Source organism: Fluviicola taffensis DSM 16823 (assembly GCF_000194605.1).
GTDB classification, from domain to species: domain Bacteria; phylum Bacteroidota; class Bacteroidia; order Flavobacteriales_D; family Crocinitomicaceae; genus Fluviicola; species Fluviicola taffensis.
The window spans coordinates 2,570,422-2,591,655 of sequence record NC_015321.1; the positions used below are offsets into that span (position 1 = coordinate 2,570,422).

Consider the following 21,234-nt stretch of genomic DNA (forward strand, 5'->3'; position numbering starts at 1 on the left):
TAAAATTGGATGTCTTTTTCTTCTTTCGGCTTATCGCCTTTTTTACTTCAAGCTTTAACCGAAATGACCTACGAGAAGCCTACTCCGATTCAGGAATTGGCTATTCCAGCTATTTTAACTGGAAAAGATGTGCTAGGAATTGCCCCAACAGGCTCTGGAAAAACAGCGAGTTATGTACTCCCTGTTTTAGCACAACTATCTAAAGTTGAAAAAGCAAAAAACCGACATATTCAATCGCTTATTTTAGTTCCAACGCGTGAATTAGCGATTCAAGTGGAAGAAGTCTTCAAATCTTTTGCACATAAACTTCCTGAACCATTAAAAGTGAAAGCTGTTTACGGAGGTGTTTCCATCAATCCGCAAATGAAGGCAATGATGGGAGTTTCTATTCTCATCGCAACTCCTGGTCGTTTGATTGAACTCGCTGAATCCAATGCAATTCACTTAAGTACTTTAAAGTCTTTGGTTTTAGATGAGGCAGATAAATTGCTGAACTTGGATTTTCAAGAGGAAATGAAACGCATTTTGAGCTGGATCCCGAAGAAAAGACAGAATTTATTGTTTTCGGCAACTCTGAATGACAAAGTTTCTGAAATCACTCAATTGATTTTGCATGAACCAATCGTACTCAAAATTGAAAATGAAGAGGATTCGGTTGAGCTAATCCAGCAAACAGCTTACCGTGTTTCCGATGAGCGAAAAGGCCCGTTGTTGCGTTATTTGATTCGGTCTCGCAATATGAAACAAGTGTTGATTTTCACGAGTTCTACATTCAAAGCAGATCAAGTAGTTGAAAAGCTTCGTAAAAATAACATTGATGCGCAAGCCATTCACAGTAAGAAAAGTCAGGATGCGCGAAATAAAGTCCTCCGTAATTTCAAAGCGGGACATTTGAAAGTGTTGGTCGCCACAGATTTGATCTCTCGTGGAATCGATATCGAATTTTTACCCTTCGTAATTAACTACGAATTACCGCGCTCTCCCAAAGATTATGTACACCGCATTGGTCGTACAGGAAGAGCGGAATCAACTGGTGAGGCATTGACTTTTGTAACACCAGAAGACGAACATCATTTTAAAATTATCCAAAAGAAAATGGGAAAACAGGTTCCGTTTGAAGAAACAGACGGACTTGATTTAAACGCATAATTAACTCCATTCCCAGGAACACGCATATTATATGAAACGCATTGCATTGTACAAAAAACTTTTCCAAGTAGAAGAGGAAATTAGCTTAGCTCAATTGAAAACAACTTACCGCAAGTTGGTAAAAGAATGGCATCCGGATAAATTTCAGGAAGAAGATCCGATGAAAGCAGAAGCAGAAGTGAAAAGCTTGGAAATTATCGACGCTTACCATTTTTTGGTGAGTATTGCACCAGAAACGTTGGAACAGAATATGGAGGAATATCAAGAAACGATCAATACTTCCATGATTGCTGATTTCCATTACAAAGGACTCACATTAAAAGTGACATTCTTGAATGGTCAAGTATTTGAGTATTTCGCGGTTCCAAATAACGTTTACAAAAAGTTGACACAATCAGCTACTCCAGAACGTTTTGCACGTAGACATATTTTCTCTTCTCATACTTATCGAATGGCGAGTAAAGGCGCGGTTGAGGTTTAGAATTCGATTGGTCTATATTTCCCACAGAACGCTTATGCCTTATCTGCAGGAACACGGATCCATATGTAGTGAACACGGTAGCATTATAATTTGTTGAGTTTTTCAAGATATCAACTTTAGTGTACTTCCGTGCTCGTCCGTGGGAAAATGAAAAGAATCAGATATATCGAAGAGATACACTTAATCGTTCTTTCCTAAACTGAACGAACAAGGAAGCGAGATCTTAGAATTCACTGGTTTTCCGTTTATAATTGCTGGTTTGAAAACCATTAATCTCACGACTCGAATGACTTCAGCATCGGCTAATGGACTCAGGGATTTCTTGATCCGGACATTTGTTACGCGACCCACCGTGTCAATGGTGAGTGAAACATATACTTTCCCTTCCACACTGTCGGAAGGATAAATAATGTTCTCTTTGAAAAAGCTGCACAATGCTGCAATTCCACTTGGATAATCGGCTGTTGGTGTTTCATCAATGACAACTCCTGCTATGACATGTTCTTTAGGAGTTTTCAAGGAAGATCTGAAAGGATCATTTTCTTCTTGTGCTTGAGCATTTGCAGAAATACCTAATCCGAGAGCCAATACAGTTTTTGCTACTAATTGGCGGTAATTTTCATATCCCTTCGCAACTTGTGTTTCAGAGAAAATTCCACAGATAGTCTTGTTTGTTTTTGGTAATGACCACCCTATGTAATCCACGTGTCTCATGAAAGTGATCCTTTTAAATTAATCACTTCGCAATGTTTATAATTTTCTATAAAATCTTCTGGAAAAACAATTTTAAATTTTCTTTCTTCCTCTATGTATTCTTTACAACAGTATTGCAAAGCTTGGAGTAAATAAATAACATCCTGTTTTCTGTTTAAATAATATGTTACTCCATTGTTATCAAAACTTGTTGCAGATTTTATTGCTTGTATTACTTTATATCTTTTTAGTTTAAAGTGTTCTATATAAGAAAGTGAAAACTGATTGCTCCAAACATAATCTCTCTCTTCCTCTGATACATCTGCGTACTCAATATTTGAATCTCCAAATAAAGTTTCTTGTAACAATTTTAATAAAACTAGTTTATAAGGAAATGCTCCATGATCAATAGTTTTAAAAGGGAAGTTTTTTAAATCCTTATTTGCGCATAATATTGTTTTATCGTTGATTGTTGGATTGTGCCATTCAATTCCTTGAGATAGCAATTCTTTTTCAGAGCGATCTGCAACATATACAGCTGTGTTCTTGTTTACAATAAAGTGTCCTTTCATGTGTTTCTGCTTAATTTGTAAATTTCAAAGAATTTATCCTTTGCTTCTAAAGCATCCTCTTTTCTCAAAAACGCGAGGCGGAGAGAAGTATCCGCGTAAGAAATGCAATAACCCACACTGTGGAACTATTTTTAAAGCGAATATACTAAATATAGAAACAGTTATTTAGTGCTTTTGCTGTGATGTATTGAAGAGTAGCTTTCGTTGATTCGAATTAGCAATGGTTTAATTATCAATTATCAAGAGGGTTTTATTCGAAAAGCAAAAATCTTCTTGATAATTTCTCCATTGTTAATTGATCATTAATCTCCGTATCTTTGAATTTTGCAATTTGTTCGGTCATGGATTTTATCAGCTTAGAGGAGTTTTATCAATCAATCTGTACTATTAATGGTTCGTCTTTGGTTCCAGAAGGAATCAGTAAGGAGTTAGGGCATTTCAATGTTTTTGACACTGTTGAATTGCTTGCACAGAATAATGGAACGAAAGGAAAAATGCCCTACAACCGACGCTTGTATTACAAGATTAGTTTGATTGAAGGGCAAAGCCAAGCTGAATATGCTGATAAAGTAATTGATATTGAGAAATATGCATTGCTTTTCGCTACACCTAAAGTTCCTTATAATTACACTTCTGAAGATGAAAATCACAGCGCTGTATTTTGTGTTTTTACGGTAGATTTTATAACGAGAGCGAATACAGGGTTTATATTGGATGAACTGCCAATCTTTAGTCCGGGAAGTATTCCTGTTTTTGAGCTGTCAGAAAGTGAGTATCACTATCTACGAACTGTTTTTTCAAAGATGAAGAAAGAACAAGCATCCGATTATGCCTTCAAATACGATTTGATTCGAAATTATATTATGGAGCTTATTCATTTGGGACAAAAACTACAGCCAGCATCTGTTTTATATCCGAAGCATTCTGCTTCTGAACGAGTAACATCCTTGTTTGTCGAGTTGTTGGAACGACAATTTCCTATTGAATCTAATCAGCAGCGCATTGGTTTGAGAACTGCGAAAGATTATGCGAATCGCTTGGCAGTTCATGTCAATCACCTCAATAAAGTTCTGAAGGAAAATACAGGACGAACAACAACAGAGGTTATTGGAAACAGAATTACGCAGGAAGCAAAGATTCTCTTGAAACAAACAAATTGGACAGTTTCAGAAATCGGGTATTGTTTGGGATTTGAGGAAGTAGCTCATTTTTCCAATTTCTTTCGAAAACATACCCAGGTTACTCCGAATTCTTTTAGAGTATAATCAATATTTGATTTTTGCAATAGTTGGATTGCTCTTTGCAAATGTGGAGAGGAAGTTCGGCCTACCTTTGTTTGATCAAATTTAAATCAGATGAAACCAAACAAATTAGCACTCATTACAGGAGGAAGCCGTGGTCTGGGAAGAAGCATGGCAAACAAATTGGCAGATAAGGAAATCAACGTTGTAATTACTTATCACACAAACAAAGCAGAAGCGGATAAAGTAGTTGCAGAAGTAGAAGCAAGAGGAGTAAAAGCATTTGCTCTTCCTTTGGATGTGAGTAAAGTAGATACTTTCCAGCAGTTTGGAGCAGATTTACGGTCAGTAATGACTAATACTTTCAGTATAGATAAACTCGATTTTTTGGTAAACAATGCTGGAATTGGTGCAATGACTCCAATTGGTGCTACTGAATTAGCTGTTTTCGAATTACTTTCAGATATCCACATGAAAGCACCTGTATTCTTGACACAAGAAATCCTTCCTATATTGAATGATGGAGGAGGAATCGTAAATATTTCCAGTGGATTAGCGCGTTTCACAGGACCCGGCTATTCCGTTTATGGCTCTTTGAAAGCAGGAATTGAACAATACACACGTTACTTGGCAAGCGAATTAGGAACACGTCAGATTCGCGCAAATTGTGTGGCACCAGGAGCAATTGAAACCGATTTTGGAGGAGGAGCTGTACGTGATAATGCAGTTTACAACAAGATGGTTGCAGACAAAACGGCTTTAGGAAGAGTAGGAATGCCAGATGACATCGGTGATGTTGTTGCCTTCCTTTGTTCAGATGAATCTCGTTGGATCAATGGTCAGAGAATCGAAGTTTCTGGTGGAGCGAATCTATAATATTGAAAAAGTCCTAATCTGTCAGGATTAGGACTTTTTACTTTTAGTTGTGAAAGCCTGTTAGTCTTTCAACCATTTCCAATTTCGTAAGTCAAAAGTAACAAACTGATTATCTTCAGTTTTGAGGCAAACCAAATTATTTAGCCAGTCAATTTCACTGAAGGGTAGATCAATCTCCTGTTTTTGTTTCCCATCAATTGATATAATTGTGGTGCATCCTGAGTTGATATCTACATACCCCAACTTGTTTATCATGACCAGGAAATTTCCGTGATAAATGAGATCACCTGTTTTATTGACGATGAATTGATTCATGTAAAATGTTTCTTGTTTGAAATTGAAACGTGTGCTGTCGCATAAATAACTGGTATTGTTACTGATAAGGTACATTTTGCTGTTTCCTATTGCACAAAAAATCGGTTGGTCATTCCTTCTGTATTCATATGGAATATCCAAATGATAGATCAAATCTTTATTGTAGAAAAGTTGCTCGAATCCAGAAGTTAAGATTTTTCCTTCTTTTGAAATAAGATGCCACGAGTTTAATGCAGTGTCTGTTTTTGCGGCAAAGTATGGTTGGTCTTTTGATAATACATTAATATCTAAATAGCTTCCATCAATAATTTGTTTGCCTTCCGTATCTAATAGCTGAACACTATTTTTTTTTACGGCTTTTAGATAAGGACTATAGTACGAGTAATTAACAGGAGGAGAGATATTATCGTATTCGAATGAAAGAACGGTAATTCCTTTTGCATCAATTGCTCCATATTTGTTGCGTAGGTTTTCTAAGGGATAAATATCTCGTTTGGTTTTGTAAGGATGATAATCGTTATTGTAATCATACTTAACAGGTGGATTTGTATGAAAAGGAAGTTTTTTAATGAGATTCAAAGATTGGTCATAGATATGTAATTCTCCCTGGTATGACCAGTTTGTGATTGGAGTATTATATTGTTTAAAGATCGCGCACCAGTAATAGATCTTTTTATCGAGTGTTTTGAAGCTGATTTCATGGTAAATAGCAGGAATTAGTTTTTTACTTTGAAGATCAAAAAGTCCGTATTTGTTCATACTGCTTGGAATTTTATGATTCCAGGGTAAATCGGAATATGTGACATCTAATGGTGATGCAAATTTTTTTGTGCAATCCTTTTTGTATAAAAGTACACTCGGCCATTTTTCTAACGAATTTCCCTCCTCAAGATAACGCCGATACTCGAAAAGGTCTTCATAGAAGAGGTCAAACGGACTGTATGACTTATCCAAATTAAAGCTGTAAAGACTTTCAGGGATAGTTGTGGTTCCGGGTTCGCCAGGAATGTTTCTTAAAATGGTGTTCAGTGAACTATCTATTACTCCCCAATACAAGGAGTCTTTGAATAGAAAATAATTCTCCAAGTAGAAAATATGCTGGTGTTTTTCGCTTTCCTCTTTTGTGATTGCGTCATAGACGTATTGAAAATTGCCATTAGTAACAATGAATTTGGAAGTCATCCTGCCACAGCTGTCATTTACAATCCGAATGGGAAAGAGTTGATTGTATTGTATGGGTAAAATCACATTCCCATTACGATCATTTAATCCAAAAAGATACTGTCCGAAATGAATTGTGGTATCACTGTAATTATTTACGATGATATAAGGTGAGTTATCGCAATCAGGTCGTGGTATCGGAGCTTGACTCAATAAGACTAATGGATGAAGAAACAAAAACAGATAAAAAAATCTCATTTAATCTATAAATTCATAAAATGGAAAAGTTACAAATATTGGAGTGTATTTAAAACGAAAGCCTTCTGAATTTCAGAAGGCTTTTGTCTATTCAGTATTAATATCCTAAAGTCCTGATATCTTAATATCTATATTATTTTGCAGCCTTCACTTGCTTCAATCGTTCGTATAAAATCATTCCAGTTGCCACACCAACGTTCAACGAAGAAATATCTCCAGCCATTGGAATGCTCAAACGCACATCCGACATTTTCAATAAATCGTGAGAAATTCCATCCTCTTCAGATCCAACAATAATCGCTGTTGGGCCAAAGAACGAATAATTTTCTGCTGAAACTTTCGATTTTTCAGTACATGAAACCAATTGGAATCCACTTTGCTGCAAATAGAACAAACTGTTTTTCAATAAATCGGTTTTACAAACAGGAATGCTGTGTAAAGCTCCTGCTGAAGTTTTAATGGCATCTGCAGAAACCAATGCACTACCTTTTGATGGAACTAGAATCGCATCCACTCCCATACATGCAGCCGTACGTGCAATTCCACCAAAATTTCGAACATCTGTAATGCGATCAAGCACCAAGATGCAAGGTTCTTTCCCTTCAGAAAGCCATTGGTCACACAATTCTTCAATGTTCTTATATTCCACTGGAGAAGTAAATGCAATCACTCCTTGATGATTGTTTACCGTCAATTTGTTCAATTTTTCAACTGGAACAAACTGCAACTGATATTCTTTACCAGTTAAAACGGTTCTCAACTCTTCAAATAGATCCTTGTCAATTCCTTTTTGAATAAGGATTTTGTTGATTTCAACTTCATTTTTAATGGCTTCAATCACCACACGAATTCCGTAAATAATGTCCGTTGGATCTTCCTTCGGTTTACGTTCAAAATTGCGTTTGTCTTGATTAAATCCTCCGCCTCTTTCTTCGCGGTCGTTTTTCTTATTATACATTGAATGTAATTTCTAGTTCGAGTTCTTCACTAACTGATTTTGCAACTGGACAAGCCAAAGCAGCACGTTTTACTTTTTCAATAGTTGCTTCGTCCCAACCATTGTTTCTCAGGTCAATATCAATCACCAATTTTCCAATTCTTCGCGGAGAAACAGCCATGATTTTAGTCACCGTTGCAAAGCCATTTTCGTAAGCATGTCCATGTTCATTGCAGTATATTCCAATTATACTGATCATACAAGAAGCATAAGCCGTTGCTACTAAATCTGTTGGGGAGAATTTCTCTCCTTTTCCATGATTGTCTGTAGGCGCGTCGGTATGAATGACTGTGCCAGATTGAAGATGAGTACATTCTGTTCTCAATCCTCCCAAGTACTTCACTGTAGATGTTGCCATAGAAAATAATATTATTGCAAATGTAGGGTTTATTAGAAGGAAGAGCGCAAAGAAATGATTATTGGAAAATATTTTCGATTTTTTTTTAAAAAGTTGTGGGGTTCTATTTTTTTTTTTTTAGTTTTAAAAACTTAATTCACTTAATGGCCATTATTCACGTTTAAGTCAGTCTAATAATTCCTTACTGTTTTAAAAGGAAATATCTAAATTTTAATCAAAAATGAAAAAGTTAATTTATCTATCGTTAGTAACGATATCCTTTATCGCTGTGTCTTGCAACAAGAATCAAGAAGTTTCTAAAAGAGAAAATGAATCTGTTGTTAATTTTGAACAAACCTATTCAGAAAAAGATGTTACAAGCATTATTCAATCAATAAATTCTAGTGAAAAGGTTGGTCCAGGCTGGTTTGAGAAGGTTAAAAAATGGTTCAATGACCACTCAGGTACACATTTGTTCCAGGGTTGTGCTGGTGGTGGTGCATGTGGCCCTTGTCCTGGGCTTTGTATAGGTGGCGCTACCATTAGTGGAAATAATAATAATGGTGATTCGGCAACTCCTGAAACTTATGCAGACGGACTGAGGGTTTATGGATTAAGTTTGATTGAAAACAAAGAAACTCATGAGCAAGCAATGATGTTTGTTTTTAATTTAGATTTAGCTGATTTCACAAAGGATGGTTATTTCTATATTGAAAATGATATATCAGCTAGTTCGAATATGTCTAGTGCGATGGGCAAAAATAATATTAAGTTTATAAAAGGAAAGTATATTGTTGTTTTTGATGAAACTACACATTATTACTATGCGCTTGTAGAAACAGTTATGAATTAATGAATTATGAAAATAATAATACTAACCTTATTATATTTAACAACAATTTCATCTTGTGGTTTGATTCATTATATGGGAACAAAACCTTTTATGGATAAAACCAGGTATGAAGTAGAAACATATCTTGCGAAAAATAATATCATCTACTACGACCACAGTATTTTGATGAAAGATGAATTGATAGATTCCTTGTCCGCTAAAAAACATGCGTTGGATTTATATAAATTAGAAAAAGGAACTATGCAATCTCAAATGCAACTTCGTATTTATGATTCTCTTGGGAAATTAATAAATGGATACTGTCAATGTTATGGAGATATGAATAGACTGAATATCCTATCAGAGAAAGGATTTAAAAAATTTGAACATTTACCAACGAATTATGAGTTGAAATTCAAAGACAATTTATCACTATGGAACATCAATGAATCAGAAGAGCAACGAATTTTGTTAGGCGCGCAAGAGAAAAAATATACCATTGTTATTTATTGGAATATTTGGTCAAATCATTATTCGAAAATAATGCTCAAAAAACTCAAAGAGTATTTGTTGAAATTTGAAATGAAAAACGAAGTATTGATCATTCTCGTGAATGATGATGGTTTTCCTTCTAAGAAATGATTCTTTAGCTTTTGATTCTTTCTTCAAAATTGTTAAACCCTTTAACCTTTTGAACTTTTTCCACTTCTTTTGAATGCTTCTTTGTACTTTTGTAAAATCAAAATTAGCGAGGCCAAAGGTACGGAATTTTGCGTCCCGATGGTAAATCTATTTTTGAATAGCGGAAAGGCACGACTATGTCAGAAGAAATAACAACAGCAGATAATAAAGTTCGCATCAAAAAGCCAAGCTGGTTGCGCGTAAAACTTCCAATTGGAGAAAATTACCGCAAGGTTCGGGCATTGGTGGATGAGCATAAATTACACACTATTTGCGAAAGTGGTTCTTGCCCAAATATGGGTGAATGTTGGGGTGAAGGAACTGCAACGTTCATGATCCTTGGAAATATCTGTACACGTTCGTGTGGTTTCTGTGCTGTCCAAACAGGAAAACCAGATGCAATCGATGAATTTGAGCCTGGAAAAGTAGCTCATTCCATTAAAACCATGCAGATCAAACACGCGGTAATTACTTCGGTAGACCGTGACGATTTGAAGGATGGCGGAGCAGGAATTTGGGTACAAACTGTTCGCGCGGTTCGTCATCAAAGCCCTAGGACAACGATGGAAACCTTGATTCCCGATTTCGCTGGAAAATGGGAAAACCTGCAACAGATTATCGATGTGGCTCCTGAAATTGTTTCACATAACTTGGAAACAGTTCGTCGTTTGACAAAACAAGTGCGCATTCAAGCAAAATACGATCGGAGCTTAGAGGTTTTGTTCCGTTTGAAAAAAGGAGGAATGAGAACTAAATCAGGCATCATGCTTGGTTTGGGTGAAACTGATGAAGAAGTGATCGAAGCAATGCAAGATTTAAGATCCGTTGGAGTAGATATTATCACTTTAGGACAATACTTGCAACCAACTCCAAAGCATCTGCCAATTGTAGAGTTTGTAGAGCCAGAGCGTTTTCAGAAATACGAAAAATTAGGATTGGAAATGGGCTTTCGTTTCGTAGAAAGCGGCCCGCTTGTTCGTTCTTCCTATCATGCTGAAAAACACATTTTTGACTTGTAATAAAACAACAACTAAGCACTAATAACTTATTAACTAAACCTACTACTATGGGGTTTCTAAGTTCCCTGTTCTCAAAAATGAGCGCTGAAAATATTAAGCCAAATATCAGCGTAGATAACGCTTATCATTCATCCCTTAATTGGCTGGACACCAAATCGTGGATTCGTCAGGAGGAATGTTTGACTTTTGTGACCATTTTCAGGTCTATTCAAAAGTAGTTGATTCCTATTATGTTGAAAAGCCTATTTTCAAATTGTAGTTTCCGAGTTTGCTTTGTTCTCTCAATCTCATTCTCTTATATTGTACGGCTTTTCGCAACATGCTTTTCGCAAACGCATTTTTCCGTTTTCTGAATTTCTGGTCTAATGGTAGTTTTGAGAACTGAAAATTGACAACTATGAAACTTATTCTTGCTATTGTAATACTTATTCCGTTTTTAGGAATTGCACAATATGATTCGAGCCCTCAATTTGGGGCTTTTGTAAATGGTGGACTAAGAGATTTTACAACTTCTTATTCAACCGTAAAAACAAGGATTGGATTAGATGCTGGAATAAACATCAAACATTCTACAAGAAACGGTCGTCTGAGATTGGTTTACTCGGTAGGTATGATTTATGACCAATACAAGTTGGAAGACAAAACAATAGCTATAAATAGGTTTACAGATATTGAACGAAGGGTCAAAGGAGTAAGTGTCTTTTTCCGACCTGAATTCAAGATTATGAATAAAGAACTCGTATCTATGTATATTGGTGTTGGTCCGAGATTTAGTGCTTTTTATTCGTTTCTAGAAAAACGAGTGACAACCGAAAATGGAATTACAACGACGCAAGGTTGGGAAAAAAGAGGAACCAATGAGGTCGCTTATTTCGGAATGCATGCAGCAATCGCTGTTGAATATAAATTTGCTGAACACTGGGCACTTAACATGGGATTGAATGCGTTTACTAGCTTTGAATTTGAATTTTATGACGGGAATATCTATTCAGGAGGAAATGTAACAACGGGTGTGGCATACATCTTTTAGACATCTGTTATATCAAATAAATTCACTTAAATCATCGTTATGAAAACCTTAATTCTATTAATCATCTGCATTCCTTTTGGCTTGCAAAGCCAAGAAGCTCCACGACGTGTTCAATTCGGTATCTATGCCGGAGCCGGAGTTACACTTGTTGCTGAAAAGTATCGAAAGGGAATGGCCTATGAGCTAGGACAGAGTACGATTATCAAAAAGAAGGGGGATTTCAAAAGACGAATGGAGGTTTATCTGCAGTACACAGAATATAATTATGTGGGAGATTCCAGAGATAATTACTACAAAAGTTATGAGTTCGATACCACTTATGCTGTAAGTCATTATAAGTCGCAGGTGTTTAATGTTGGATTAAAATGGCATATTCCAATTATCCATAGGGATCGATATCGTTTAATTTTTGCACCCGGATTTGCAGTTGGCTCACTTTTGATGTACAAGTATCGAAGAAGTTGGTATTATTTTTCGAATAATCAGTTGGAACATGAAGTAAATACAAAGGTTAACCCAACTTCTCGTATTATGTTGGGGCCTCATATTACTGTTAGTCAGGAGTTCAAACTTACTCCAGTTATGTATTTTCATCTAGACATAAATTTTATGGGACAGACAAACTTAGCTGGCTCTCAAGGTTATTCTGTTGGTTGGGGCGGGGTTACGATAAGACCAGGATTTTATTGGTATTTAAAGCCTCGGAAAAAAGAAACGCTTAATAGATAGAAGTATTAAGCCTTCGATTCTAACATTTCACACTATCTCTTTTTAGCACATTCTTTCACATTTTCCATTTTCCATTTTCAATTAATACTTACCTTTAACCCACATTTTAGAAATTGAAACTATGAGTACGTTTGATGTTGCGATAATCGGTTCTGGTCCAGGTGGATACGTAGCTGCTCTTCGCTGTGCACAATTAGGATTGAATACTGCTTTGATCGAAAAATACCCAACTCTTGGAGGAACTTGCTTAAACGTAGGATGTATTCCTTCAAAAGCGTTGTTGGATTCTTCGGAACACTTTTTCAATGCGAAGCACAACTTTGCAACTCACGGAATCAAAGTGGATAATGTGGAAGCAGATATCACTCAAATGATTGCGCGCAAAGAAGAGGTAATCACACAAACGTGTAACGGGATTAAATTCCTGATGGACAAAAACAAGGTGACAGTTTACCAAGGTGTTGGTTCATTCGTTGATAAAACAACGATTGCAATTAAAGACGAAAAGGGAAATAGCACGAACATTACTGCAAAAAACACAATCATTGCAACGGGTTCAAAACCAAATTTCTTTCCTGGAATGGAACCCGATAAAAAACGAATCATTACTTCAACTGAAGCATTGAAAATGACAGAAATTCCAAAAAGAATGATTGTTATTGGAGGTGGAGTTATTGGATTGGAATTGGGATCTGTTTATGCCCGTTTGGGAACAGAAGTTGATGTAGTTGAATTTGCACCAACGATTCTTCCAACAATGGATCTTTCATTAGGAAAAGAATTAACTAAAATATTGAAGAAAGAAGGATTCAAATTCCATTTGGAGCATAAAGTTCAGAAAGTCGAAAACACGGGAAAAGGTGTGAAATTGACTGCTTTGAATAAGAAAAATGAAGAAGTTACTTTGGAAGCAGACTATTGTTTGGTAGCTGTTGGGCGTAAAGCATACACAGAAGGTTTAGGTTTGGAAAATATCGGATTAACTGCAAATAACCGCGGTCAAATCGATGTGAATGATCATTTACAGACATCCGTTCCAAACATTTATGCAATTGGTGACGTTGTTCGTGGAGCGATGTTGGCACATAAAGCAGAAGAAGAGGGTGTTGTTGTTGCTGAGCAATTGGCGGGACAAAAACCACACATCAATTACAATTTGATTCCAGGAGTTGTCTATACTTGGCCAGAAATCGCTTCAGTTGGAAAAACAGAAGAAGAATTGAAAGCTGCTGGAGTTGAATACAAAGCTGGTTCTTTTCCTATGAAAGCATTGGGAAGAGCGCGCGCTTCGATGGATATTACAGGATTTGTAAAAGTATTGGCAGATGCTAAAACAGATGAGGTTTTGGGAGTTCACATGATCGCTGCACGCGCTGCAGATATGATTATGGAAGCTGTTACAGCAATGGAATTCCGTGCATCTGCAGAAGATATTTCCCGTATTTGTCACGCGCATCCAACATTCTCTGAAGCAATCAAAGAAGCTGCGCTTGCTGCAACGGATAACAGAGCATTACATATTTAAGAGATTCTCAAAACAAAATAAAAAAGCTCTTTCGGATATTCGGAAGGGCTTTTGTTGTTCTAGGGCTATCTAATAATTACAACCACATAGCGCCACAAAGAACATATAGAGAAATTTGCTATAACTATTTGATTAATCAAAGAGAATTATCTTTTTAAATTAATGATTTACGTCATTTTCCATTCTTCACTTTTATGTACTTTTGCAGCACCTTTAAACGAGAACGATGAGTAAAAAAATTGGTGTATTATTGATTCAGTTAGGAACACCAGATAGTCCTAAGAATAGTGATGTTCGTCGCTATTTGAAAGAGTTTTTAATGGACCCAAGAGTAATTGATATTCCGTTTTTCTCTCGCTTGTTATTGGTTCGAGGAATCATCGTTCCGTTTAGAACACCTAAATCAGCTAAGATATATAAGCAATTGTGGGATTTAGGAAACGGAAAATCACCACTTTTGACTTATACAGAGTCTGTGAAAAGTTTGCTTCAAAAGCGATTTGATTCGGATAATGTGACAATAGAAATGGCAATGCGTTATCAAAACCCTTCCATGGATTCTGTTTTGGACCGTATGCATAAAGCAAATTATGACCAATTGATTATTTTGCCTTTATTCCCGCAATACGCAAGTGCTTCAACAGGTTCTGCTGTTGAAAAGGCAATGAGTATTATCAAAAAATGGTGGGTAATTCCAGAAATAAAAATCATTTCTCAATTCTACAATCACGAAGGATATATTGATTCTATCATAGAAAGAGCCAAAGAGTTCGATATTCCTTCTTATGATAAAATCATGTTTTCGTATCACGGTTTACCTGAAAGACAAGTCGATAAAGTTTATGAAGAAGGGCTTTGTACCGATCATGATTGTGAGAAAGAAATCACTGAAGAAAATAAGTTCTGTTACAAAGCTACAAGTTATGAAACTACGCGTTTAATTGCAGCTAAATTAGGTTTGACAGATGATCAATATATTGTTAGTTTCCAGTCGCGTTTGGATGAAAAATGGATTCAACCTTTCTCTGATAAAGTGATCGAGCAATGGGGGAAAGAAGGGAACAAACGCGTTTTGGCTTTTAGTCCAGCTTTTGTGGCAGATTGCCTAGAGACTTTGATCGAAATCGGTGGAGAATACCAAGAAATCTTCGAAGAACATGGCGGCGAGAAAGTGCAGTTGGTTCCGAGTTCTAATGATCATCCGAGATTTATCGATTGTTTAGAGGATTTGGTGAGAACCAATTTCTGAGAATAAGGGCGGTAAAGATGAAGCACGTTCACAAATATAGGAACGCTCTATTTTCAGGAACTTTTGGATCTGCTCCGAATCAATGTCAGAGTATAGAAATGACTACTAAAACAGATCATTAATAATCGATTGAATAATAAAGCGCGCGAAACTGTTTCGCGCGCTTTTTGGCTATCTCCCAAATCTTTTCTGCACACTAAGTTCTGCGAAAAAAGGCAGTGTTGGATTATCCTTGAAGTTTCGTGCAAAGGCTTTTCCCAGAGTTAGGGTTGTACTCCATGATTTGTGTGACCAGTTTCCGCGAATCCCGAATTTAAAAGTTCCGCCTGAAGCATCATACCATCCATCCCTGATTTGAGGATAGTACTCTTTCATTAATTTATGACTGACGTGAGCTACAAGTGTTTGGTCGTAAGCTACTACCAATACTGCTCCCACTTTAGGTCGCAAATATCCAAAATGAATGGATAATGCGGTAGAAGTATTGTAAATGGTTGCCATTGGCGAGGCATATCTTCGGGTAAAGAACGAGAGCTTTGTTCCAAGAGACAAATGTTCGTTGTGCCAAAGTTCTGTTTGTATGTTCAGGTTTCCACGCCAGTCATCTGTTACTTGTTTTCCGAAGGGTAGCGTAAATTCAGTACCGATAAAAACGGGTTTGTACTTGTTTTTGATTCCATATGCATAAGAAACCCCGTAGTAAGAGCTGTAATCAGCTCCGAAATGAGCAGATATCAAATGGTTTGATTGATTATTCAATGCACGCCAGTTAATTTCCTGGGCGTTGGTTTTCAGGATACTTAAAAGCAAGAAAAAAATGTGTAAAATTGGTTTCATTTTAAAGAGTTTAAGTAAGAAGCAGCTTTTGGATAAAGATCGGTCCAACCGAAATAGAGCATTTCGTGACCGCAATTCTGGACTTGTTCCAGTTTGACATTCGGATAGGGTGAAGAAACGGTTGCAGCCCAATCAGGTCCGTAAGCTTGGTTTCGCTCACTGTACATGAACAATACCCTGGTAGAAAAGGAATGTAGGTTTGTGGTGAAATCGAAATTGTATTTTTCTGCATTTTCAAGCAGTTTTTCAAAAACGACGGCTCCGTTTCTCCAAAAAGGATAGGATCCCGGGTTTCCAATCGTATTTCCTGGAGCATTTTCAAAAGTAGAAAAGAAACTGGCTTTGTAATCCAGGATTTCCTGATCGTCTCTTCCTGCAATGATTTGTTCTGGAAAAACAGCATCATTCAATGCTTCGGAAAAGAATTTGATCTTGTTTGAACGACTCAGGTAATCACTGGTTTGATCCCAGGTAAATCCTCCTGGTTCGGCCAGAACAACTCCGCTGATCTTTTCGGGATGTTGATTGATATAAGCTGTAGACAACATGGCTCCCCAGGAATGTCCCATCAAAAACACTTTTTGAGCGGATGTTTGCTGAAAATGATCTACCAGCGCATTCAGGTCGTTGATGTAAAGCTGGACAGCGTCTGCCTGCTCGTATTGACTTTTATCTTCTCGTTTAGAAAGTCCAGTACCGCGCTGGTCATAAAAAACCACATAAAATCCGTCATTGACGAAATCAACTGCATTTAGTAAGGAACGATAATCACCACCTGGTCCGCCATGAACCATTATTAATATTGGATCTGAGGGGGTTCCATGCGTTTCAACATGGAGCATTGTTCCGTTGATTGTAAGTGAAGGTATTGAAGGGTCCTGATCAACGGTTAGAGGGACAAGTGCCCCCGGTTTCGACATATCAACCTTTTTGCAGGATGTGGTCCAGCATAAGTTGATAAGAATAATGATAGGTATCCAATGCGCTGGTCTGCCATGGCGGAACGGACTGAAAGTAAATTTGTTCATGATTTTTTTTTGATGCAAAGCAATGACTTGGAAGCGAAACAGGCGTTCGTCCTTATAGGCGGATGCAACAAGAAGAATATTTAATACAGTAAATAGCTGTATATCAGGTTATATCGTTGAAAAGTATTCGGTGGGTGTTTTCCCGGTTTGAATCCTGAAATATTTATTGAAAGTGGTTTTTGAATTGAATCCGCAATCATAGGCTAGTGCCAGAAAGGTGAATTTCTTGTTTTCTGGGAGTGACAACAAGTACAAAAATTCATTGATACGGAAGGTGTTGATGTAATGGTAAAAGGTATTTCCGGTTTCAGAGTTAATGACCTGTGAAAGCTGATTGGGATTTAGGTCCATTCTTCTTGCCAGGTCGTTTAAGGTCAGTTCACTTTCTTTGAAAGGTTTTTCCTGCGTCATGAATTGTTCCAGTTTTGACATGATCATTGAAACCTGTTCCCGTTCCAGACCTGATTTGAGGTATTTTTCTTTTTTGTTTTCAGAATCAGGAATCGAAGTTGGATTCGGATCAACCGATGAGTTCGCAACGCTAATGGTGGTAAAAATAGAAATCTGATTAATTCCAAAAAAGCCAATGAATAAGATAAATACGGTTACTCCTCCGAAAATGATGGTGTCGTCGAAAAACAGTGTGAGAAGCCAGATTAGTCCAAGCCCAACAACCAGGTATTCTAACCAGCGGAGCATTTTTTGATCTGTATTTGATAGGTAATCCTGGATCTTTCTCCGATGTGTGCGAATCTTTAATATTGTTGCAAGGGAATAAAAAGCTCCTGAAAGCAGTATAAATGATAGTTGTACAATGGAATACCATTCGAAGCCTTGCCCTTGGTTTTTAAACACCGTAACTTTTTCAGCCGGTGTTAATGTATAGAAGGGAATTGCTAAACCTATCAAACAAAAGAAGGGGATGAAATGAAGGAAAATGACTGGTACGCGTGGAATGCGGTTTTCGGTAAGGGTAATAGTATAAAAGTACAGGAAAAGGGCGTGTAAAACCGGTATTGGAAGAATTATGCCCAAAAGCCATGGGTGTTTTATGTCCAGTTCCGAAAAACGCAGGTAATGGAGTGCAAGGTGAAGAGCGATGATTACCAGCCAGGAAGCCAGAATGTAGTCGGGTACTTCTTTTCGTTTTTTGAACAAAAAAAGAAACAGGAGAAAACAAGCAATGCTGAAACCGGCAATAAAGAACATAGCAAGCAAATTTAATAGATTCCTTGTGAGAAATTCTATTTATTCTAGCTCAATTCCGGAAACTTACTTAACTTCTCCTTCAAACTTATCCATCGCTCCGGCCCCAAATTGATCGTTCGACCATTTGTAAACAGGAACTCCTTTTTTTACCTGTACAAAAGAGGGGAATGCGAAGTCTGCAAGTTTGCTCGATTCTTCTAAATTTTTCGCTAAATCAATATCAAAATCACCATTAATTAATTGACGGTATAAAGCCAAATTTTCTTTATCTGATGTGCAAACAGAAAAGAGAATTTTTGCGTTTGGATTCCTCTTTTTAATCAACTTTAACTTTCCAATTGATTCAAGGCAATAAGGACAATTTGGAATCGTAATGACTACTAAATCATAATTTTCTTTCGCTAATCGAACGTCTGAATTTTTAAGATCTGTTCCTTCAGAACTGAAATCTCCTTCATAAATCGGATTCAAAATAAATCCAAGAGCGAAAGGTGTTGCAAAAAGAAGAATGATTAAACTGAATTTTAGAACTTTTGATTTGATTTTAAATGCTTTTGCAAATGAATAAGCGATTAATATACCTCCAATTGTTAGAATCAAATAAGGAATCATTTTAGACATAGTCCAAGAAAATCCATTATTTAACAAGCTTAATTCGAGATCGTTAAATTTGAAAATAGTTGCTCCACAAATGATTACTAAAAGAACGAAAAGGATTTTCATGAGTTGATTTTTTAGGTAAAATTAAAAATTATATGGTATGTTCAAATGTTTTAGTCGAATGGAGTTTTTTTCCTTTTAGATCAATCCAATGCTTAATCCAACACCTAACAATATGGCAGTTAACTTAGCGAGATTGAATCGGTGATTTTCGTTTGTTTCAAAAATGATGGTAGTTGAAATATGTAAGAACATTCCCACTACAATTGCTAATAGAATATCCATAATTGGAACACTATCGCTCATTGGAATGAATTTTCCAAAAATTAATCCGAGTGGAGTCATCATTCCAAAAATGATCAGTAGTAGCCAAGAAGTACTTGATTTAATTAAAGATTTACGCAATAAAGTCATCAAAGCAATAGCCACAGGAAGCTGATGCAAAATGATTCCAAGTAGCAGTGAATTTTGATGGTTCCCAACCAAATGCTCGTGATTATGATTGTGTAAAGCATTATTTGCCAAAGGAATTCCTTCAATAAATGAGTGGATACTCAAAGAAATCAATAAGCCGTATGGAATTTTCTTGTTTGCGTGAGCATGAATGTGCCCATGTTCGATTCCACCAGAAAAATATTCCAAGAAAAGTTGAACTAAAAAGCCTACAAGTACCCAGATTCCAATTTTTGTATGCTGTTCGGCGTATAATTCGGGTAAAAAATGAATGAATGCGATAGCAAGTAGAAATCCGCCACTAAATGCCAATGATAGTTTGATAAATGCCGCTTGGTTTTTCTTTTCCAAAAAGACAACTAAAAGTCCTCCAACAACAACTGAAAGGATGAGGAAAAAAATAATCAGTATTAATTCACTCATTTCTTTTTACAAATTAAAATTAAACGGTCAGAGTTTTCAGAATCAAAAGAATCTAATTGATAGTTTCCAGCGATTCTTTCAATTTCAAAATTCGATTCGGTAATTAATTTCTCAAAATCAGAAAGCTCCAGTGCCTGAACTTTTTCTTGGAAAAAATAGGAATTCCCATTAGCCTCAAAAGCAATGGATTTAATAATACGACCATTCACAACCTCTTTCTTGATATGAAATAGAATGTCACCTTTTCTGATTTCTTGCCGAAAACGCAAATTTTGAATAACTTTTTGTGCATTCATGAAATCAATGACCAAAATTCCAGGTTCCACTAATGAATCATAGATGCTTTTTAGTACTAGTGCATTCTGGCTGATGTCTTCAAAATATCCAAAACTGGTAAATAAATTGAAAACGTATTGATACTGATTATCCAGTTTTTCACGCATATCATGAACGAAAAAAGTGAGACTGGAATCTGAAACGCGTTTTGCTTCTTCAATGCTGTTTGGAGATAAATCACAACCGGAAACATGTAAACCGTGAGAAGCCAAGGCTCTGGAATGTCTACCAGCACCACAAGCTAAATCTAAAGCCGTTGAGTTTTGTGCAGGTTTTAAGTATGCAACCAAGTTGGATAGAAACTCATTTGCCTCATCATCATTCCTTTCATCATACAATACATGGTAAAATGGGGAGTCAAACCAGGTTGAAAACCATTCTTTTTGCTTCTCTAAACGCATCATTGTTGCAAAAGTACAAAAACCCATCTAATAAACAACAATTATGGTGTCAAAGTTAGGTAGGTACTCAGTTGGTGAATTCCAATGATAAATTCTACCATTTGATCATTTTTTTCGTCGAATAGCTTATTTAGTTCGATAGGATTATTATATTTGTTCCACTTCGAAAACTGACAATGATAAAAAACGATATCTACGAACTATACCAAACAATGGAGCGGGAAAACATCTTGTTATCATTTAAGGGTGTGGTGACCTCAGATTTGTTGTCATCTGTTCTTTCAATCATGGAATCTAAAATGGACTACATGGATGAATCTCCAAAATTGAAAAAGAAAGTTTTCAATGTTTTGGTAGAATGTTTGCAAAATCTCTATCATCACATAGATTCAAATGAAGATCGTGAACGAAATATGCTTCGGATAGAAGCGAAATCTGCTTTGTTCATGATTGCCAAGAAAGATGATCATTTTGTCATTCGTACGGGGAATTATATTGATGTCGAAAGCGCAACTGAATTACAGAGACGCATAGATGTCATTAATGGAATGGACAAAGAAGAATTAAAAAAATATTACCAAGATGTCTTAAGTAATGGTACTTTATCTGAAAAAGGAACAGCTGGACTCGGTATGATTGATATAGCAAGAAAGTCAGGAAACAAACTCGATTATCAGTTTTTGCCAATTACTGATGAGAATAGTTTTTTCTGCTTGAATATTAAAATTGATTAATAAAGAAT

The 21,234-nt window shown here is 36.4% G+C and carries 23 protein-coding genes; 12 read left to right on the forward strand and 11 right to left on the reverse strand.

Going from position 1 to position 21,234, the window contains the following annotated elements; genetic code table 11:
• Positions 1–9: 9 nt before the first annotated feature.
• Both FLUTA_RS11225 and FLUTA_RS11230 read left to right on the forward strand, forming a co-directional pair.
• The gene (locus FLUTA_RS11225) at positions 10–1,149 is read left to right on the forward strand and encodes a DEAD/DEAH box helicase (RefSeq protein WP_013686996.1); all 1,140 of its coding nucleotides are present in this window, start codon (positions 10–12) and stop codon (positions 1,147–1,149) included.
• A gap of 31 nt (positions 1,150–1,180) precedes the next feature.
• Positions 1,181–1,630, forward strand: coding sequence for a KTSC domain-containing protein (locus FLUTA_RS11230; RefSeq protein WP_013686997.1), 450 nt, complete (start codon positions 1,181–1,183; stop codon positions 1,628–1,630).
• 180 nt (positions 1,631–1,810) lie between these two features.
• On the opposite strand, the gene FLUTA_RS11235 is transcribed toward FLUTA_RS11230, so the two are convergent.
• A complete protein-coding gene (locus tag FLUTA_RS11235) occupies positions 1,811–2,344 on the reverse strand; it encodes an energy transducer TonB (RefSeq protein WP_013686998.1) in 534 nt (177 codons plus the stop codon).
• Entirely contained in the window at positions 2,341–2,895 is a 555-nt protein-coding gene (locus tag FLUTA_RS11240; RefSeq protein WP_013686999.1) for a hypothetical protein, read from the reverse strand. The genes FLUTA_RS11235 and FLUTA_RS11240 overlap by 4 nt, the downstream gene beginning before the upstream one ends.
• A 341-nt stretch (positions 2,896–3,236) precedes the next feature.
• Between FLUTA_RS11240 and FLUTA_RS11245 the strand changes: the two genes are divergently transcribed.
• Together FLUTA_RS11245 and FLUTA_RS11250 are read left to right on the forward strand one after the other, a co-directional pair.
• On the forward strand, positions 3,237–4,160 hold the full coding sequence (locus FLUTA_RS11245; protein WP_043023787.1) for a helix-turn-helix domain-containing protein: 924 nt from the start codon (positions 3,237–3,239) through the stop codon (positions 4,158–4,160).
• Positions 4,161–4,250: 90 nt separating this feature from the next.
• Positions 4,251–5,012 carry an SDR family NAD(P)-dependent oxidoreductase gene (locus FLUTA_RS11250; protein ID WP_013687001.1) on the forward strand — a complete coding sequence of 254 codons (762 nt, stop codon included), beginning with the start codon at positions 4,251–4,253 and terminating at the stop codon, positions 5,010–5,012.
• 60 nt (positions 5,013–5,072) lie between these two features.
• Here the strand turns inward: FLUTA_RS11250 and FLUTA_RS11255 are convergent, their stop codons facing one another.
• From FLUTA_RS11255 to FLUTA_RS11265, 3 genes are all read right to left on the reverse strand, one after another.
• Positions 5,073–6,746, reverse strand: coding sequence for a hypothetical protein (locus FLUTA_RS11255; protein ID WP_013687002.1), 1,674 nt, complete (start codon positions 6,744–6,746; stop codon positions 5,073–5,075).
• A 133-nt stretch (positions 6,747–6,879) separates the two neighbouring features.
• Complete coding sequence (gene rlmB, locus FLUTA_RS11260; RefSeq protein ID WP_013687003.1) at positions 6,880–7,704, reverse strand: 23S rRNA (guanosine(2251)-2'-O)-methyltransferase RlmB; 825 nt, start codon at positions 7,702–7,704, stop codon at positions 6,880–6,882.
• Positions 7,697–8,101 (reverse strand): OsmC family protein, encoded by a 405-nt coding sequence (locus tag FLUTA_RS11265; RefSeq protein WP_013687004.1) that lies wholly within the window; start codon positions 8,099–8,101, stop codon positions 7,697–7,699. The genes rlmB and FLUTA_RS11265 overlap by 8 nt, the downstream gene beginning before the upstream one ends.
• Before the next feature lie 220 nt (positions 8,102–8,321).
• Here FLUTA_RS11265 and FLUTA_RS11270 point away from each other — a divergent pair, with 220 nt between their 5' ends.
• The 7 genes from FLUTA_RS11270 (at position 8,322) to hemH (ending at position 15,145) form a co-directional block, all read left to right on the forward strand.
• Positions 8,322–8,933, forward strand: coding sequence for a hypothetical protein (locus FLUTA_RS11270; protein WP_013687005.1), 612 nt, complete (start codon positions 8,322–8,324; stop codon positions 8,931–8,933).
• Between the two features lie 6 nt (positions 8,934–8,939).
• Positions 8,940–9,554, forward strand: a complete 615-nt coding sequence (locus FLUTA_RS11275) for a hypothetical protein (protein WP_013687006.1) — start codon at positions 8,940–8,942, stop codon at positions 9,552–9,554.
• A 176-nt stretch (positions 9,555–9,730) separates the two neighbouring features.
• Positions 9,731–10,612 (forward strand): lipoyl synthase, encoded by an 882-nt coding sequence (gene lipA, locus FLUTA_RS11280; RefSeq protein WP_013687007.1) that lies wholly within the window; start codon positions 9,731–9,733, stop codon positions 10,610–10,612.
• 397 nt (positions 10,613–11,009) lie between these two features.
• Entirely contained in the window at positions 11,010–11,642 is a 633-nt protein-coding gene (locus tag FLUTA_RS11285) for an outer membrane beta-barrel protein (protein ID WP_013687009.1), read from the forward strand.
• Positions 11,643–11,681: 39 nt separating this feature from the next.
• Positions 11,682–12,371, forward strand: coding sequence for a hypothetical protein (locus tag FLUTA_RS11290; RefSeq protein ID WP_013687010.1), 690 nt, complete (start codon positions 11,682–11,684; stop codon positions 12,369–12,371).
• A 121-nt stretch (positions 12,372–12,492) separates the two neighbouring features.
• Positions 12,493–13,896 carry a dihydrolipoyl dehydrogenase gene (gene lpdA / locus FLUTA_RS11295; RefSeq protein WP_013687011.1) on the forward strand — a complete coding sequence of 468 codons (1,404 nt, stop codon included), beginning with the start codon at positions 12,493–12,495 and terminating at the stop codon, positions 13,894–13,896.
• 226 nt (positions 13,897–14,122) lie between these two features.
• Entirely contained in the window at positions 14,123–15,145 is a 1,023-nt protein-coding gene (gene hemH, locus FLUTA_RS11300; RefSeq protein WP_013687012.1) for a ferrochelatase, read from the forward strand.
• A 171-nt stretch (positions 15,146–15,316) separates the two neighbouring features.
• On the opposite strand, the gene FLUTA_RS11305 is transcribed toward hemH, so the two are convergent.
• The 6 genes from FLUTA_RS11305 to FLUTA_RS11330 form a co-directional block, all read right to left on the reverse strand.
• Complete coding sequence (locus tag FLUTA_RS11305; protein ID WP_013687013.1) at positions 15,317–15,982, reverse strand: hypothetical protein; 666 nt, start codon at positions 15,980–15,982, stop codon at positions 15,317–15,319.
• The gene (locus FLUTA_RS11310; RefSeq protein ID WP_148235432.1) at positions 15,979–17,010 is read right to left on the reverse strand and encodes an alpha/beta fold hydrolase; all 1,032 of its coding nucleotides are present in this window, start codon (positions 17,008–17,010) and stop codon (positions 15,979–15,981) included. Before FLUTA_RS11310 ends, FLUTA_RS11305 begins: the two co-directional genes overlap by 4 nt.
• 108 nt (positions 17,011–17,118) lie before the next feature.
• Entirely contained in the window at positions 17,119–18,219 is a 1,101-nt protein-coding gene (locus tag FLUTA_RS11315; RefSeq protein WP_013687015.1) for a helix-turn-helix domain-containing protein, read from the reverse strand.
• A 63-nt stretch (positions 18,220–18,282) separates the two neighbouring features.
• Positions 18,283–18,942: a hypothetical protein gene (locus tag FLUTA_RS11320; protein WP_013687016.1), complete on the reverse strand. Its 660-nt coding sequence runs from the start codon at positions 18,940–18,942 to the stop codon at positions 18,283–18,285.
• Between the two features lie 75 nt (positions 18,943–19,017).
• Positions 19,018–19,755 carry a ZIP family metal transporter gene (locus FLUTA_RS11325; protein ID WP_013687017.1) on the reverse strand — a complete coding sequence of 246 codons (738 nt, stop codon included), beginning with the start codon at positions 19,753–19,755 and terminating at the stop codon, positions 19,018–19,020.
• Positions 19,752–20,519 carry a class I SAM-dependent methyltransferase gene (locus FLUTA_RS11330; RefSeq protein WP_013687018.1) on the reverse strand — a complete coding sequence of 256 codons (768 nt, stop codon included), beginning with the start codon at positions 20,517–20,519 and terminating at the stop codon, positions 19,752–19,754. The genes FLUTA_RS11325 and FLUTA_RS11330 overlap by 4 nt, the downstream gene beginning before the upstream one ends.
• A gap of 149 nt (positions 20,520–20,668) precedes the next feature.
• On the opposite strand from FLUTA_RS11330, the gene FLUTA_RS11335 reads away from it, so the two are divergent.
• A complete protein-coding gene (locus FLUTA_RS11335; protein ID WP_013687019.1) occupies positions 20,669–21,226 on the forward strand; it encodes a SiaB family protein kinase in 558 nt (185 codons plus the stop codon).
• The last annotated feature ends 8 nt before the right edge of the window (positions 21,227–21,234 follow it).